Origin of the sequence: Scandinavium manionii, assembly GCF_024764775.1 — a bacterium.
Classification (GTDB): domain Bacteria; phylum Pseudomonadota; class Gammaproteobacteria; order Enterobacterales; family Enterobacteriaceae; genus Scandinavium; species Scandinavium manionii.
Map to the genome: position 1 here is coordinate 115,726 of NZ_JALIGC010000031.1, position 14,985 is coordinate 130,710.

A 14,985-nucleotide genomic window follows, 5' to 3' on the forward strand; every position below is an offset into this window, starting at 1 on the left:
CGAGTTATTCCTACACTTTTCTAACATTCGAGTTTGTAAGTGGTCACGCAGGCTATTTGCGGGGCAGGGTCAGTGAACAGCTACGCCTGCGTTTTGGCCCGGTAGTAACGCGTAAACAAGCTAAGGCTCACGCTCTTTTCGTGGTTTTAATGGTGTTTATTGCTTAAAAAATGCCAGAAATCACACTTCGGGCAGAGAGAAGGCCTTCCCCTATTGCCTGCTGAACGCATTAGGCTATGTTGACTTTTGGTTCCTCAAATGTAACTAAAAGGTTAACTGCAATGTCGAACACATTCCGTTTTTCTCTGATCTCTGCCGCAGTTTTCATTTCATCCTCCGCGTTCTCAGCCCTGCCGCAGGGCTATCCGGCTGACTATCAGAAAGTCGTTGATGCCGCGACGAAAGAAGGCAAAGTGGTTATCTATTCCACCACTGATACCAAAGCCGCCGGGCCGCTGATTAAAGGTTTTGAAGCGACCTATCCGGGCATTAAAGTTGAATATAACGATATGAACAGTACCGAACTGTACAACCGTTTTATCAGCGAACAGGCCGCAGGCGGCGGCAGTGGCGACGTGGTCTGGAGCTCATCGATGGATACGGCGCTCAAACTCGCCACCGATTACGCCCAGGAGTATGCCTCGCCTGAACAGAGTCAGCTGCCGAAATGGGCGGTGTGGAAAAATAAAGCCTACGGCACGACCTACGAGCCGGTGGTCTTTATCTATAACAAACGGCTGATCCCGGCCAACGAAGTCCCGGACTCTCACGCGGCGCTGGCAAAGCTCATCGCCAGCCAGACCGACAAATTTAAAGGCAAAGTCACTACCTACGATATCGAGAAATCCGGCCTCGGCTTTATGCTCTCGGTACAGGATTCCAAAGCCGATCCAAACTATTTCAAAACCCTGGCTGACGTAGCCAAAGGCGGCCTCGCCGTGCAGTCCTCGACGGGCACGATGATGGAAAGGGTCTCCTCGGGCGAAAACCTGGTCGGTTTCAATATTCTGGGTTCCTACGCAGAAGCACGTGCCAAAACGGATCCATCACTGGGGATTTCCTATCCGAAAGATTACACCCTGGTGCTGTCGCGCGTTTCCTTCATCAGCCAACAGGCGCAAAACAGCAATGCCGCCAGGCTGTGGCTGGACTATGTGCTGTCTGAAAAAGGGCAGAGCATTCTGGCGAATCAGGCCGACATTCCGTCTATCCGCAACGATATCGAAGGGAAAAACGACATCGACGGCATGACCAAAATATTGGGCAAAGCGCTGAAACCAATCCCGGTTGATGAATCTTTGCTGGAATACCTGCAGCCGAAAAAACGTCTGGATTACATCAAGCAGTGGCGCACCGCTGCCGCAAAATAGTGGCATGAAATGGGGGATGGCGTTTCGCCTATTCCCCCTACAACAGCAATTCGTAGGTCGGATAAGCGTGAGCACCATCCGACATCTAAGGGAAGTCGTATGAATGCATTACGCAGAAAGTGGCAAAGCCTGCCGCGTGGCATTGTGGTGTTGATAACCGCGCTGGTTATCTACACCCCGCTGTCGTTCATCGTGATACAAAGTTTCCTTTCCGCTCCATTCTTCTCGCCGTCAAAGGAGTGGAGCCTTGAATCCTTTGGCTTTATTTTCACCGATCCTGATTTCTACAAAGCGCTCAAGAGCGGCTTTATTCTGGCGTTCGGCCTGGTGGTTATCGCGATACCGCTCGGCGGGGTGCTGGCGTTCCTGATGGTGCGCACCGATTTACCCGGCAGACGCCTGATTGAGCCGCTGATCCTCGTGCCTATCTTCGTTTCGCCGATGGTGCTGGGCTTTGGCTACGTGGTGGCCGCCGGTCCGGTGGGCTTTTTCTCGCTGTGGGCGCAATCGCTGATTGGCTTCGTGCCATGGAACATCTACGACATGTCGAGCATCGTGGTCATTGCCGGTCTGACGCACGTGCCGCACGCCTATTTGTACATCTCCTCGGCGTTGCGCAGCGTCGGTTCCGATGTGGAAGAAGCCGCGCGTATCGCCGGGGCATCGCCGTTGCAGGTGATGACCTCCGTGAGCTTGCCGATGGTGAGACCGTCGATTCTGTATGCCATCGTGCTGCTGTTTTTCCTCGGGCTGGAAGTGTTCGGGCTGATGCTGGTACTGGGCGATCCGGAAGGCAATATGGTGCTGGCGACCTATCTGTACCAGCTCACCAACAAACTCGGTACGCCGTCCTATCATCTGATGGCGGCGGTCGCCGTGGTGCTGATTTGCATCACTATTCCGCTGGTGATGTTGCAGCGCCGGTTGATGCGCACCGCCAACCGTTTTGTGACCGTGAAAGGGAAAGCCTCGCAGGCGCGCGCGTTGCCGTTGGGTAAATGGCGCTGGGTTGCCGGTGCCGTCGTGGCTTTCTGGCTGACAGTGACCATTGGCGTACCGCTGCTGGGCGTTATCCTGCGTGCCTTTATCTCCAACTGGGGCGTGGGCGTGTCCATCTGGAATGAGCTTTCGCTCGACACATTCCGCACCATCTGGGCGCAGCCGAACCTGCTGCGGGCCATCGTCAACTCGATGGCGATTGGCGTCTTTGGCGGCGCGCTGGCGGTGGGCTGTTATCTGTTTGTCGGCATCGCTATGCACCGAAAACCGGACAACACCACCCGCTTCCTCGATTACAGCGTGCTGGTTCCACGGGCGGTTCCCGGTCTGCTCGCCGGGCTCGCGTTCCTGTGGATGTTCCTGTTTCTGCCGATGTGGCTCGATAACGCGCTCAAATCCGGCTGGCTTTCAGGGATGCCGTGGTCGCAGTGGCTGCGCGATAACCTGATTGTCTGGCTACGGTCGTTGCGCAGCACCATTTTTAGCGTCTGGCTGGCGTACACGGTGGTGTGGATGGCGTACGGGCTGCGGTTGATTTCCTCTACGCTGTTGCAGGTAGGGCCGGAGCTGGAAGAAGCCGCCCGCAGCGCCGGAGCCACCCGCGGGCAAATTACCCGCCACGTCACTATTCCGCTCGCCCGCTATGGCCTGATTGGCTCGTGGCTGCTGATGTTCCTGATTTTTGAGCGCGAATATTCAACCGGGGTGTATCTGCTGTCGCCGGGCACCGAAACCATCGGCTCGATGCTGGTTTCCCTGTGGGCGGCGGGCGCGATTGATATCGTGGCGGCGCTGTCGTTTATCAACATTCTGCTGGTGGTCGTAGGCCTGGGAATTGCCCTTCGTTTTGGAGTCAAATTACATGATTGAATTATCGGTCGAGAACCTGCATTTAACCTACGGCGACAATCCGGTATTAAAAGGCGTGGCCATGAACCTGAAACGCGGTGAAGTGGTTTCCCTGCTCGGCCCGTCCGGCAGCGGTAAAACCACATTACTGCGCGCGGTTGCCGGGCTGGAAAAACCCACTCAAGGCTCTATCACCATCGGCAGCAACAAAGTGTACGATGGCACGCCGCGCAGTGAAGTTCCGGCGGAAGAGCGCAATCTTGGGCTGGTGTTTCAGTCATATGCCCTTTGGCCGCACAAAACCGTGTTTGAAAACGTGGCCTATCCGTTGAAGTTGCGCAAAGTGCCCGCCAAAGAAATTAACCAGCGGGTGCAAGACGTGCTGGATCAGCTCGGGCTGGGGCATCTTGGTAAACGCCATCCGCATCAGCTTTCCGGGGGACAACAGCAGCGCGTGGCAATTGGTCGGGCGCTGGTCTACAACCCGCCGGTGATCCTGCTGGATGAACCGCTTTCAAACCTGGACGCCAAACTGCGCGAAGAGGCCCGCGTGTTCCTGCGTGAGTTGATCATCAAACTCGGCTTATCCGCGCTGATGGTGACGCACGACCAGAATGAGGCGATGGCGATTTCCGATAGGATCCTGCTGCTCAATAACGGAAAAATTGAACAACAGGGCACGCCGCAGGAGATGTACGGCTCGCCGAAAACGCTGTTTACCGCTGAGTTCATGGGCAGCAATAACCGCCTGAATGGCAAAGTCACGGAAATGCGCGACGGCAAAGCGCGGATCGAAGGCCGCGGTTGGGTGCTGTGGGGACTTGCCGGTGAAGGGGTACAAATCGGGCAAGAAGGTACCGCCGTTATCCGTGTGGAACGCGTGGCAATCGTTGATGGCCCGGGTGACAATCAGCTTGAGTTACCGCTGTTGACCAGCATGTATCTGGGCGATCGTTGGGAATATCTGTTCCGCACGGTGGGCGATGATTTTGTTATTCGGGCGTACGGTAACGAGGTACTCGATCCGAAAAATTGTCATCTGGCGCTGCCGGAAAAACACGTCTGGATCTTCCCGAAGGCCTGAAGCCAAAAGAGACACGCCAGTTAGTGGGGATTCGCTTCGCTTATCCCCCACGACTCAGCCCACATTTGCTGCCGGTCAGGTCAGGGAAGCGTCACCCGTTTTCCGCTGACTGGCATTCTTCTTCCTGAATTTGGCAGATTTTGTCGAACTGGTCTCGGTTAATCCGAACGGGGCTTAATTTGCGTGGTGTGCCCATTGAGTAGCGGAGATAACAATCACTGGCTCAATAATTGTTATTAATTAATATGCTGTGTGTATTTCTGTTAATCAATGTTCCTCAGGACAACGCTTCGACGTTGATCAGGACCTTAACGAAAAACGTTTTTCGGTTATAAAGCTCCGGCAAAAGTGATGGAACATCTTCCATTCGCACCTGCCGGCTAATCAATGGAGATACATTAACCTTTCCAGAACTGAGATAATGGATAGATGTCTGCCATTCTTTTCCAGGAAACGGTGCAGAAATTGAGTTCCAGGACCCAATGACTTTAAGTTCATTACGCACAATTTTTTCAAAATTCAACCGGGGTAAAGCGACATCACCGTAAGGGATGCCCATTAGAACCACCACTCCGCCTTTCGCCGCCAGAAGCAGGGAGGAGCCGATTCCTGCTGCATTACCGGATGATTCAAAAACGATATCAGCACCTTTGTCATAAGTGATTTCATGGAACCGGGATAAATAGTTTTCATCTTTGACGCAGAAGGTTGCCGTTGCCCCTGTTTTCGTCGCGACCGCGAGTTTTGCTTCGTCGGTATCAAAAGCAAATACGTCCCCCGCACCGCAGATTTTTGCCCATTGAACGGCCAGTAAGCCGATAGTACCGCACCCGACAATGGCCACGCTGCTCCCCGGTTTGATATCGACCTGCCGCATGCCATGCACAACCACACTGGATGGCTCAATAAAGCTTGCGGTCGCGAAGTCCATCGAGTCGGGTAATTTGAGGACGTTCTCAGCCGGCATCCGGATATATTCAGCAAATGCGCCACTTTTATGACCACCCAACACCTTCAGGTCTGTGCACCGGGCATAATTGCCCTGTTGACAGTAATCACAGAGGAAGCAGGGAAAACAGTTACAGGCTGTGACACGGTCGCCTTTCCTGACCGATGTCACCCCACTCCCCGTGCTCTCCACGGTACCGGAAAACTCATGCCCCCAGGTCAGACCGGGGTTATATGATCCGATTTTACCAAAGCGCGATATATCAGAACCACATATACCTGCCGTATGGACTTTAATTAGAACATCATTTGCATTTTCAATTTCAGGTTTCCGCACATCTTCAAAGCGGACATCCTGTACACCATACAGATTCAGTGCCTTCATCGTAACCTCATTCTTCGGCATCAGGATTGAAAACACGAATGTGAAAAAATGTCGCCCTCACAAGGGCGACAAACACACCCGCTATGTCAGGGTTTAGTGCGACGAACTCAGATCCACGGAAAGCTGATGCCAGCTTTCCGTGGCCGTTCTCTCAAATAATAAAGGCGTGACAGAGATATATCCTTCTGAAACCGCCCCTGCCTCACTATATTCAGGAAACTCGGCGACCCCATGTTCCACACGGATCCAGTAATAATTTTCTCCGTGTGGGTCTGTTGTGGGAATAACCTGTAATCCTTTCACTTTGCCAATTCCCTGACGCGTGGCTTTAATTCCCTTAATCTTGTCCGCAGGCAGGTCAGGAAAATTAATGCTAAGGCAACAATCAGTTGGTAATCCTCGACTGATTAACGTATCCAGTAAGGGTAGGCAAAATGTTTCTGCGGTTCGCCAGTTAACCGCATCTTCAGGTCGCTTGTCCTGACTCAGGGCGACCGACGGAACGCCGAGCAAGAGGCCAGTGATGGCCGCTCCGACGGTACCAGAAAGCACGGTTTCAAAACCGATATTGGAACCATTGTTAATGCCTGACAGTACCAGTTGCGGAAGTTGCTCTTTCATCAAATGCTGGACTGCCATAGTGACACAATCAGCCGGAGTACCGTGCACGGCATATCGACGCTCCCCCCGTTGTTCCACTCGAACCGGTTCTCTGAGGCTAACAGAGTTAGCCACGCCGCTTTTATCAGTTGCAGGCGCCACTATCCAGACTTCATCGGCAAGCTGTTGTGCCACATCTTCAAGCAATTTAATTCCCGGCGCGTCAATACCGTCATCATTGACAAGTAAGATTCGTTGTAACCATTTTTGAGCCACAGTATTACCTCCCTTTCAGGGATAAATAAAGACCAATCTAGGATATATAACGTCCAGGGAATAAAATGGATTATTCTTCTTTCTCGCCAAAGCCGCTGGCAAATAACCCTTTAATTTCATCCATCAGAATCTGCTCGTCAGGCCCTTCGCAGATTATCTCTATACTGGACTTTCCTTTAACCCCGGCCCCCAATACACTCATCAGTCCTTTAATAACGGTCTCTTTGCCATCATTGATAAGCGTAACAGAAGACTCATATTTTTTTAGTGTTTTAATAAATGTGGCAGCAGGACGTGCGTGCAGGCCTGTTCCATTTACAACACGAATATTTTCTCGAATCATTTTTATATCCAACTCTGATTGCCGAATAAAAACAAAAGATATATCAGGAGGCCTTGTTCATCATCAGAATTTTACTGTAGACGTCAGCTTCCACCGCATCTTTCGCTCCCGACATTACTTTTGCCAGGTTCGCTTCGTTGTTATTTTTAGTCCAGGCCTGGCCTACGGTAGTAATAAATGCCTTACGCAAATCGCTGGCAATATTAAGTTTCACGACATTATATTTCACAAAACTGCGGATGATAGCTTCATCGATCCCGGACCCCCCATGAATAACCAGCGGGCACGGACATACTTTAGCAATCTCTTGTAATAAAGGGATATCAATGCGCGGAATATCTTCCAGGCCGTGAACGTTGCCGACGGAAACTGCCAACATGCTACATCCGGTCTCTTCCACAAAACGACGCACCTGATTAACATCCGTCTTACAGTCAGCCTCACTGACGTGGTCATCTTCTTTACCCAGAATCGCGCCAAGCTCCGCTTCTACAGGTACGCCAAACGATTTACAAAAATCTACGGCTTCTTTAGTAAACGCAATATTTTCTTCATAGGGCAACTCTGCACCGTCAATCATCACTGATGTGAAGCCTGCACGAACAGCTCGCTTAACATCATCCAGCTCTTTACCATGATCAAGATGGAGACTGACCGGCACATCCATGGTCGCAGCGCGTTTACGCACGATTTCATAGATATAGTCATAACCCGACAGTTTTGCGTTTGTCGGTGCTATCTGAATAAAGTTAGGCAATCCTGAACGCTCAATCGCGTCCAGAATCGAGATAGTGGTTTCCAGGTTAGTGGTGTTAAAAGCACCCGCCAGGACACGTTTTTCACGGATACGATCGAGCAGGATATTACCGTTTACTAATGGCATGATATTTACCTCTTTCTTCGTTGAAGTACTGTACCCAAATAATATTTATCTGATTTCAGCCAGACATTGCCAAAATCAAATGGCATATGATTATCGAGGAAAACCAGTTGTTCCAGATGAAGCACCGGTGCTTCTTCATTCACTTCCAGATAGTGTCCCCGTTCGCTACCCACAATTTTCGCGGCATAGCGACTTTCAGAGTATTCAATTTTTCGTCCCGTCATGTCTTCGACGGTCTGAAACAGGTTGTGCTTATTAAAATCAACCTCGGTTATTCCCGGACACAGTGACATATTGATTCTGTTTTCAATTAACATGACCCTTTCCCCATCCACACTGCGGATCCGTTTAAGGAAAAAAATGGGTGTGCCGGGATCGATCTGCAACTTTTCCGCCACTCCTTTTGAGGCCTTCTCGATATAGGAGTCAATCACCTCAGTTGTAAAAGATAAGTGCTGACTTTCAAGCGACTCCGCAAAAGAAAGCAACCCTTCCCCCAGTGAGTAAGAGATATTCTCTTTTTTTACGAAGGTCCCCTTTCCCTGGACCTGAACCAGCAAACCCTCATTTACCAGCATGGTGACACCTTTCTTTACCGTGCCACGACTGACCTGTAGGATTTCCATGATCTGATTTTCAGAGGGAATCCTGTCTCCTTTGCTCAGTTCGCCTTTATAAATTTTTCCGCGAACCCACTCAGAAACTTGCATATATAAAGGAATTTCAGAGTCTTGCAGTATGGTACTCATGTGATACTTCTCCTGTGTGGATCATCTGTATACAAGTATGAACAACTCTTGATAATACAGCGTTTTCAAAAATTAAACTATATGACCAACTTCACAGTTTCAGCCCCACATACTGATGCTCGTACGGCACCGTGCCCCATGCTGCAGAGGGCCCCCGCACAGAAAACGGGGGCACACCCTTTATACGTCAGATTTAATGATGACTTTCAGTACGTCATTATCTGGATTGGAAGCAAAATCAATCGCTTCAGCCATCCGAGACAGTGGCCAGGTATGAGTGATCATGTCCTTCGTAAGGATTTTGTTTTTTTCCACAATCTCAATCGCTTCCTTCATGTCATAAGGGGTCAATGAATAGGTGCCGACTATTGAAATTTCATCCCGGAACAGTCTGCCAGCATCAATTTCCACCACCGGGTTTTTATCAAATGGCGAGAACACAACAATTCTCCCCCCGCGGCGTACAACATTGACTGCTTGAGTAACCAGGGACGAGACCCCTGCAGCAATGATCACCACATCAGGCCCTTTCCCCTGCGTGATTTCTGCTACACGGGTTTCAACATCTTCATTTGCCGGGTCGATCGCGTGGGTTACCCCCACCTTTAGCGCCAGTTCACGCTTGAACCGGGAAAGGTCGGAAACAATCACGGTAGAGGCGCCTTTCAGTGCCGCCAGTTGAGCACTGACTAGGCCAATGGTACCGGAGCCCAGAACAAGTACCGTATCCTTTGGGTGAATATTGGAAGATTTCAGTCCATGTAAGCAGCAGGCGACAGGCTCAATCATTGCCGCTCGGTCCCAGTCAAGACTGTCAATAATTCGGTGCGTCAGATGTTCAACGTGCTGGCGCGGGATACGAATAAACTCACTGAACCCGCCGGGTTCCAGATTTGTTTTCTTGAACTGATCGCATAGGGTGAAGAATCCCCGATCACAGTAATGGCAGTTAAAGCAGGGAACATGAATGGCGGTTACCACACGCTCACCAACCCGGTAGCGGGTAACATCCTTGCCAACTTTCACCACTTCCCCCGACACTTCATGGCCGAGGATAATCGGGCCGGTCACCGTCTGGTGCTGCGCTTTATGAATGTCAGTACCGCACAGACCACAGGAATGCATTTTGATGAGCATGTCACCGTCGCCAATTTCTGGCTCCTCAACATCTTCATATCGGATATCATTTTTACTGTAGTAAACGCTGGCTTTCATCAGTTAACTCCATTGCAGAGACGCTCAGTACGCATCTTGGATTCATAAAGCGGTTTGTAGACTTGAGTGTAAATTGCCTGATAGTGAGTCACGGCATCACTCTCCGGCAGGTAGCATCTTGTCTGTTCTTCACTTGTTCCGGGCAGACACTCCACTTCCACGCCGACAGCTTTCGCTGCCAGCATGGCGGCCCCTTTGCTCACGGCCTCATTAACATTACATGCCACGATTTCCCGATTAAGAATATTTGCCTTAAGCTGTAACCAGTATGGGTTTTTGCAGGCAGCTCCAATCACATTCACAACCGGATAATTATTCCCTGTCAGCGTTTCGTATAAATCCAGCAGATTGCGAAGTTCAAAACACAATCCCTGGAACACAAAGCGCAGAACATCCTCCGGTCGGGACTTATCATCAAGACCGTAAATTAATGCCCGGGAGCAGGTATTTCTGTCCGGAGGGCCACTACCCCGCAGATGGGGAATGAAGATGCCGTCAAGCGCACTGGCCATAGCCATGTCTCGCTCGTTACGCAGCGTATCCACCATTCGCAGGAATCCAGGCATATCGAGTTCAAATAGGTTTCTGAACCATTCAATGGCATACCCTGCAGAAGGCAGTGAGGCATAAAGGGAATGAAGCCCCGGAAGGACATGCACGCCATTTGATACTCTGGCGCGGAAAAAACGTCCGGTGTTATTGACCGCTTCGGTCACCACCAGTAATCCTTCGGTCGTCCCTGTGGAATTCAGGATCTGATCTTCACTACTCAGCCCGACAGCCACGGAACCGCACATATGATCATGCCCTGCAATGGCGACACGGGTAACCATTGTCAATCCGGTCCGTTCAGAAACATCAGACGTAACGGTACCAATCGCTACGCCGGCCTGGACCAGCGGACTGAACAAAGATGGAGAAAGCTCAGCCGCATGCATGAGCTGTTCATCCCAGTTCATCTCAGCGATGTTTAATGCCATCGTCCGTGATGCCAGAGAATATTCTGAGCGTTTCACGCCGGATAATTTGAAGGCAATGAATTCCGCAAGGCATAACCATTTACAGCCTTCACGGGCATTACTGTTATTATCCTGCAACCACTTAATTTTATTGACGCTGTAATTGGAATGTGCAGGAATGCCGGTTATTTCATAGATATGTTCAATATCCATAGCGGAAATAATATTTTCCAACTGCTGTTTGGGACGCGTGTCATACCAGGTTAGTGCTGGGCCAACTACATTATCATTATTATCAAGCAGGACACCGGATTCTCCCACACTGGCAACCGCCACTGCGCTGATTTGCTCAGCATTATCCAGATGATTCGTTATCGTTTTGAGACCATAAATTACCCCGTCCCAGATGAGGTCAACATCAAAATCAGTATTTTCTCCGTCCTCAATTTTGGGCGTTTCAAAACTATAATGATTAATTAATTCCAGAGAAGGAATTGTAAACAAACACACCTTACAATTGGTCGTGCCAATATCGATTCCGATCGTATACATCTCTCTCCCCTTTTTGCAAGGGACTACGTTTGTTTAATTCAGAAGCAGATCTCTCTGCTTCTGAATAGACAGGATTATTTTGCTACTGGAATATCTGCCGAAGCGACTTCATTTTCTGCTGACTCTTCTGCTTTCAGCTGTTTTTTAGTAACACGATATAGCCACAGACACAGCAGGAAGATGATAGGAATAAGCACCAGGGCAATACTATTTCCTTCAAAGATTTTGACTGCCCAGAAACGATACGGGTTACCGCCATCCAGCAGGCTGGAAATTTCACCGCCAGTTTTCACTGGGAAATTCATATCCCGGGCAATTTTCGTCAGAATCGGCGCTGCAGCTGAAGCCACATACAGATTCACTGCCAGACATGGAATACCAATGATAAACGCTCTGACAATATTGCCACGACAAGCCAGCACTACCATGGAAATCGGTACCCAGATGTTCGCCAGGTCACCCAGTGGCAGCAAGCGGTTACCCGGCAGAACTACCGAGAGCAATACAGCTACCGGGATCAGCAGAAGCGCAGTGGACAATACTGACGGATGCCCCACCGCAACCGCGATGTCCAGTCCAATGTATAAGTCGTGGCGATCAGGATAACGTTTTTTAAGGAAACTACGCACAGCGTCTGACAATGGAAGTAAACCTTCCATCAGCAACTTAACCATGCGAGGCATAATCAGCATCACCGCACCAAGGCTCATCGCCAGGTTAAGAACACCTTTGAGATCATATTCTGCCAGCAGACCAATCCCCGCCCCCAGAATGACCCCTAACATCATCGGCTCGCCAAAGACACCAAAACGCTTCTGGATCTGATCTGGATCGGCATTCAGTTTGTTAATGCCAGGGACTTTATCAAGCACCATATTTCCCAATACTCCGATCGGGAAGAAAATAACCGATGACAGCGTTGGCAGCGAAATACCCGGTAGATTGAAATACTTCTGAATCATCGGGGCACACCAGTCAGCCATCACAAACGTGATCGCTGCGGTGACACCTGAAATCAGCAAACCAAAGAAGAAATTACCGGTTACCCCGTAAACCATGGCGCCGACCATCGAGAAATGCCAGAAGTTCCAGACGTCAATATCAACCGTCTTGGTCCAGTTCAGGGTTAGCATCAACACGTTAATACCGATAGTCATTGGCACAACAAACGGCGCGATCTGAGAAGCCCATGCAATGGCTGCCAGCGGAGTCCAGCCCAGGTCTACAACCGGCAAATCGATTCCAGTGTGGCTGACCATTTCCTTGGCTGCTGGCCCCAGACTGTCGACCAGTAAGCCAAAGACCAGAAAGATACCGATGAAACCCATGCCGATGGTCAGCGCCGAGCGTATTGCCCGGCTAAAACCTGTCTGAAGACACATTGCCATGATAAATATAATTATCGGCAACATGACAGTCGGACCGAGTCCCAGAATATACTGGACAGCGGAAAATACTTTATCCATCTTGCGTACCTTTATTGTTTAAGGATGGCTACGATTTTTTCCAGTAACTCTTCTTCGCCAAATCCAGTCAGCAGAGGAAGGCCATTAAGAACGGGTGTCTTCAGTTCCGTTTTAACCGCTGATGTCACGATAATTAAATCAGCCATGCCATCCTGTTTACCAATAGTGCCAATATTCGACTGCATCGGTTCAACGTTAATCCCCTGAGTTTTGCAGTACTGAACCACTTTTTCAGTTGCTACCGCAGAAGTTGCAATACCACTAGTACAAGCGAAGATGATTTTTTTGTTCATTTCAGACTCCAGATATTAATTAGGGTAATGAGGTAAGAAAAAATTCACGCTTAGGATTTTTAATAAAGATTCTTTGACAAAAGTTCCATAACGTCATTCTTTGATTTCGCCCAAAGGATTTGATCCATTTCATTACTGCGCTGAAAAAGCGAAATGAGTTTCATCAGAAATTCCAGATGCGCATCTTTTTCTTTAAGCAGTAAAAAGAAAATGACATTCACCTTCATGGTGGAGTCGGGATCCTCTGCCTGATTAAATACGATCCCTTCAGGGCAGGTGACCACAACCAGTTTCTCTTCCCGGACATGCTCAACATCGACATGGGGGATCGCGACCCCCATTTTTTCCAGTTGCATTGCCGTGGGGTGATTTTCTTCCCGGGCGATCAATGCCTCTGGGTAACTCTGTTCTACATAGTTTTTTGAAAGCAATAACTTACTGACAGAATTGAAAAGGATGTTTCTGTCTAAGGGGGCCTCATTCAGGAGAATGAGTTCGGGTTCGAGTCTAGAATTCAAAGACATAACACTTGACCTCATAATAGGTGTCAATGTTTAAGGATCCAAACAATGACAGGTATACTTGTCTATGTACAACTATGTTCAACCTGCTTGAAATTTACTCCCGACCACACGATTAACGCAACCTGCCTCGTTAAAATTTGGGCCTAAGTTCACAAAAAAGTGTCTACCCGTTTTCTAGCGGGATGCCCCATGAACAAAAACACCAAATTAAATCAATAAGTTATATCACATTAATAACCTTATCCATTTTCCATGGACTTGAGTCCATTCAGAGAGACTAAATTCCGCGCCTGGCACAAAGCCGACCTTCTGCCCCTCTCAATTAATGAGCGCATATAATAAATGCTAGCTAATTACCCCATCTAATCGAATAAATAACTTTGCGTTATCTGTCCTATTCATCTATCAGCAGAAACAATCACTTATAATAAACCTCGATTTCATCGCCTTTTTTCGGCTATTCCTGGGGCTAAAAGCCACGGTGAAAATAAATAAGTTGACAAAATAATTTTCCATGAAACAAGCGATGATGAAATAAAATCATTATAAATTAACATCTTAGATATTTGATGCTGGCTAGCGTGAGAATTGGGTACGTCACTCAGATCGCGTTAAGCATCTCAAGCAACCGCGCCCCCTAAATCGGCTTTAATCGCGTTTAATGTCACTTAATACCTTTGAAATGCCTCCAATAAGACATTTATGTAAATACATATAAAATAATCTTGTTATCTATCTGTTTTTTATCAATATTAATTTTCATCGAGACAGATTAAGGAGGTGTAAGAATGGCAATCAGCAAAGGTGCAAAGCGTACAGACGGGCTGGAGAGCGCCGATCCGGTGAAGATGGTAGTGGAAGAAATCGCGAAGAAGAGCCAGACAGTGGCGGATCTCTTCCTTATAGGTGTTGAAACACAGCTTCGCGGTGTTGACCTTCGGTCATGGAGATGGGACGAACTGGACATTGGAAGCAAGGTATTGCGCATCACCCAGAACAAGACCAAGGAAGCCGTAGAAGTGGAATTGACGGAGACAGAGCGGGAGGTGTTGTGTAGTGGCACACTGAATTTGGCCACCTGAACAGAGGTGATATGCTCACCTCAGAACAACACAGGTGCACCAATGAAAAGAAAAAATTTTAGTCCTGAATTCAGACGTGAGTCAGCCCAGTTGGTTGTCGATCAAAATTACACTGCCGCTCAGGCAGCGAAGGCCATGGACGTTGGCCTTTCTACGATGACGAAATGGGTAAAACAGCTGCGTGATGAACGGCAGGGCAAAACGTCAAACGCCTCTCCAATAACCCCGGAACAAATCGAAATACGTGAGCTAAAGAAAAATCTTCAACGTATTGAAATTGAAAACGAAATATTAAAAAAGGCTACCGCGCTCTTGATGTCAGACTCCCTGAACAGTTCTCGTTAATCGGGAAACTCAGGGCGCGTTATCCAGTGGCCTCTCTCTGCCACGTGTTCGGGGTTCATCGTA

14 protein-coding genes and 1 pseudogene are annotated in these 14,985 nt (G+C 49.0%); 5 read left to right on the plus strand and 10 right to left on the minus strand.

Annotation, left to right across the window (positions count from 1 at the left end; translation table 11 throughout):
- Positions 1 to 281: 281 nt before the first annotated feature.
- The 3 genes from MUU51_RS03010 to MUU51_RS03020 all read left to right on the plus strand — a co-directional run bounded on the left by MUU51_RS03010 (position 282) and on the right by MUU51_RS03020 (position 4,302).
- Positions 282 to 1,370: an ABC transporter substrate-binding protein gene (locus MUU51_RS03010; protein ID WP_258967074.1), complete on the plus strand. Its 1,089-nt coding sequence runs from the start codon at positions 282 to 284 to the stop codon at positions 1,368 to 1,370.
- A 99-nt stretch (positions 1,371 to 1,469) separates the two neighbouring features.
- Positions 1,470 to 3,239: an ABC transporter permease gene (locus MUU51_RS03015; RefSeq protein ID WP_159773842.1), complete on the plus strand. Its 1,770-nt coding sequence runs from the start codon at positions 1,470 to 1,472 to the stop codon at positions 3,237 to 3,239.
- Entirely contained in the window at positions 3,232 to 4,302 is a 1,071-nt protein-coding gene (locus tag MUU51_RS03020; RefSeq protein ID WP_159773844.1) for an ABC transporter ATP-binding protein, read from the plus strand. The genes MUU51_RS03015 and MUU51_RS03020 overlap by 8 nt, the downstream gene beginning before the upstream one ends.
- Before the next feature lie 277 nt (positions 4,303 to 4,579).
- Here the strand turns inward: MUU51_RS03020 and MUU51_RS03025 are convergent, their stop codons facing one another.
- The 10 genes from MUU51_RS03025 to MUU51_RS03070 form a co-directional block, all read right to left on the minus strand.
- Entirely contained in the window at positions 4,580 to 5,635 is a 1,056-nt protein-coding gene (locus tag MUU51_RS03025; protein ID WP_258967075.1) for a galactitol-1-phosphate 5-dehydrogenase, read from the minus strand.
- Positions 5,636 to 5,728: 93 nt separating this feature from the next.
- A complete protein-coding gene (gene surE / locus MUU51_RS03030; protein ID WP_258967076.1) occupies positions 5,729 to 6,511 on the minus strand; it encodes a 5'/3'-nucleotidase SurE in 783 nt (260 codons plus the stop codon).
- Positions 6,512 to 6,581: 70 nt separating this feature from the next.
- The gene (locus MUU51_RS03035; protein ID WP_258967077.1) at positions 6,582 to 6,854 is read right to left on the minus strand and encodes an HPr family phosphocarrier protein; all 273 of its coding nucleotides are present in this window, start codon (positions 6,852 to 6,854) and stop codon (positions 6,582 to 6,584) included.
- Positions 6,855 to 6,897: 43 nt separating this feature from the next.
- Positions 6,898 to 7,737 carry a class II aldolase gene (locus MUU51_RS03040; RefSeq protein WP_079968010.1) on the minus strand — a complete coding sequence of 280 codons (840 nt, stop codon included), beginning with the start codon at positions 7,735 to 7,737 and terminating at the stop codon, positions 6,898 to 6,900.
- A gap of 5 nt (positions 7,738 to 7,742) precedes the next feature.
- A complete protein-coding gene (locus MUU51_RS03045) occupies positions 7,743 to 8,486 on the minus strand; it encodes a GntR family transcriptional regulator (protein WP_258967078.1) in 744 nt (247 codons plus the stop codon).
- A 180-nt stretch (positions 8,487 to 8,666) separates the two neighbouring features.
- Positions 8,667 to 9,701, minus strand: coding sequence for a zinc-dependent dehydrogenase (locus tag MUU51_RS03050; RefSeq protein WP_258967079.1), 1,035 nt, complete (start codon positions 9,699 to 9,701; stop codon positions 8,667 to 8,669).
- Complete coding sequence (locus tag MUU51_RS03055) at positions 9,701 to 11,212, minus strand: FGGY-family carbohydrate kinase (protein WP_258967080.1); 1,512 nt, start codon at positions 11,210 to 11,212, stop codon at positions 9,701 to 9,703. The genes MUU51_RS03050 and MUU51_RS03055 overlap by 1 nt, the downstream gene beginning before the upstream one ends.
- Positions 11,213 to 11,286: 74 nt before the next feature.
- Complete coding sequence (locus tag MUU51_RS03060) at positions 11,287 to 12,678, minus strand: PTS galactitol transporter subunit IIC (RefSeq protein WP_258967081.1); 1,392 nt, start codon at positions 12,676 to 12,678, stop codon at positions 11,287 to 11,289.
- Between the two features lie 11 nt (positions 12,679 to 12,689).
- Positions 12,690 to 12,971: a PTS sugar transporter subunit IIB gene (locus tag MUU51_RS03065; protein WP_098067254.1), complete on the minus strand. Its 282-nt coding sequence runs from the start codon at positions 12,969 to 12,971 to the stop codon at positions 12,690 to 12,692.
- A gap of 59 nt (positions 12,972 to 13,030) precedes the next feature.
- Complete coding sequence (locus tag MUU51_RS03070) at positions 13,031 to 13,495, minus strand: PTS sugar transporter subunit IIA (protein ID WP_258967082.1); 465 nt, start codon at positions 13,493 to 13,495, stop codon at positions 13,031 to 13,033.
- A 788-nt stretch (positions 13,496 to 14,283) separates the two neighbouring features.
- Between MUU51_RS03070 and MUU51_RS03075 the strand changes: the two genes are divergently transcribed.
- Together MUU51_RS03075 and MUU51_RS03080 are read left to right on the plus strand one after the other, a co-directional pair.
- Positions 14,284 to 14,577: a site-specific integrase gene (locus MUU51_RS03075; protein WP_258967083.1), complete on the plus strand. Its 294-nt coding sequence runs from the start codon at positions 14,284 to 14,286 to the stop codon at positions 14,575 to 14,577.
- Positions 14,578 to 14,619: 42 nt separating this feature from the next.
- Positions 14,620 to 14,985: pseudogene (locus MUU51_RS03080) on the plus strand (transposase); the annotation flags it as partial.

Excerpts from the sequence above, each read along its gene's own strand:
- MUU51_RS03040 (WP_079968010.1), bottom strand. The coding sequence starts at position 7,737 with ATGCCATTAGTAAACGGTAATATCCTGCTCGATCGTATCCGTGAAAAA.
- MUU51_RS03020 (WP_159773844.1), top strand. The coding sequence starts at position 3,232 with ATGATTGAATTATCGGTCGAGAACCTGCATTTAACCTACGGCGACAAT.
- MUU51_RS03065 (WP_098067254.1), bottom strand. The coding sequence starts at position 12,971 with ATGAACAAAAAAATCATCTTCGCTTGTACTAGTGGTATTGCAACTTCT.
- MUU51_RS03015 (WP_159773842.1), top strand. The coding sequence starts at position 1,470 with ATGAATGCATTACGCAGAAAGTGGCAAAGCCTGCCGCGTGGCATTGTG.
- MUU51_RS03070 (WP_258967082.1), bottom strand. The coding sequence starts at position 13,495 with ATGTCTTTGAATTCTAGACTCGAACCCGAACTCATTCTCCTGAATGAG.
- MUU51_RS03045 (WP_258967078.1), bottom strand. The coding sequence starts at position 8,486 with ATGAGTACCATACTGCAAGACTCTGAAATTCCTTTATATATGCAAGTT.
- MUU51_RS03055 (WP_258967080.1), bottom strand. The coding sequence starts at position 11,212 with ATGTATACGATCGGAATCGATATTGGCACGACCAATTGTAAGGTGTGT.
- MUU51_RS03010 (WP_258967074.1), top strand. The coding sequence starts at position 282 with ATGTCGAACACATTCCGTTTTTCTCTGATCTCTGCCGCAGTTTTCATT.
- MUU51_RS03035 (WP_258967077.1), bottom strand. The coding sequence starts at position 6,854 with ATGATTCGAGAAAATATTCGTGTTGTAAATGGAACAGGCCTGCACGCA.
- MUU51_RS03050 (WP_258967079.1), bottom strand. The coding sequence starts at position 9,701 with ATGAAAGCCAGCGTTTACTACAGTAAAAATGATATCCGATATGAAGAT.
- MUU51_RS03060 (WP_258967081.1), bottom strand. The coding sequence starts at position 12,678 with ATGGATAAAGTATTTTCCGCTGTCCAGTATATTCTGGGACTCGGTCCG.
- MUU51_RS03075 (WP_258967083.1), top strand. The coding sequence starts at position 14,284 with ATGGCAATCAGCAAAGGTGCAAAGCGTACAGACGGGCTGGAGAGCGCC.
- MUU51_RS03025 (WP_258967075.1), bottom strand. The coding sequence starts at position 5,635 with ATGAAGGCACTGAATCTGTATGGTGTACAGGATGTCCGCTTTGAAGAT.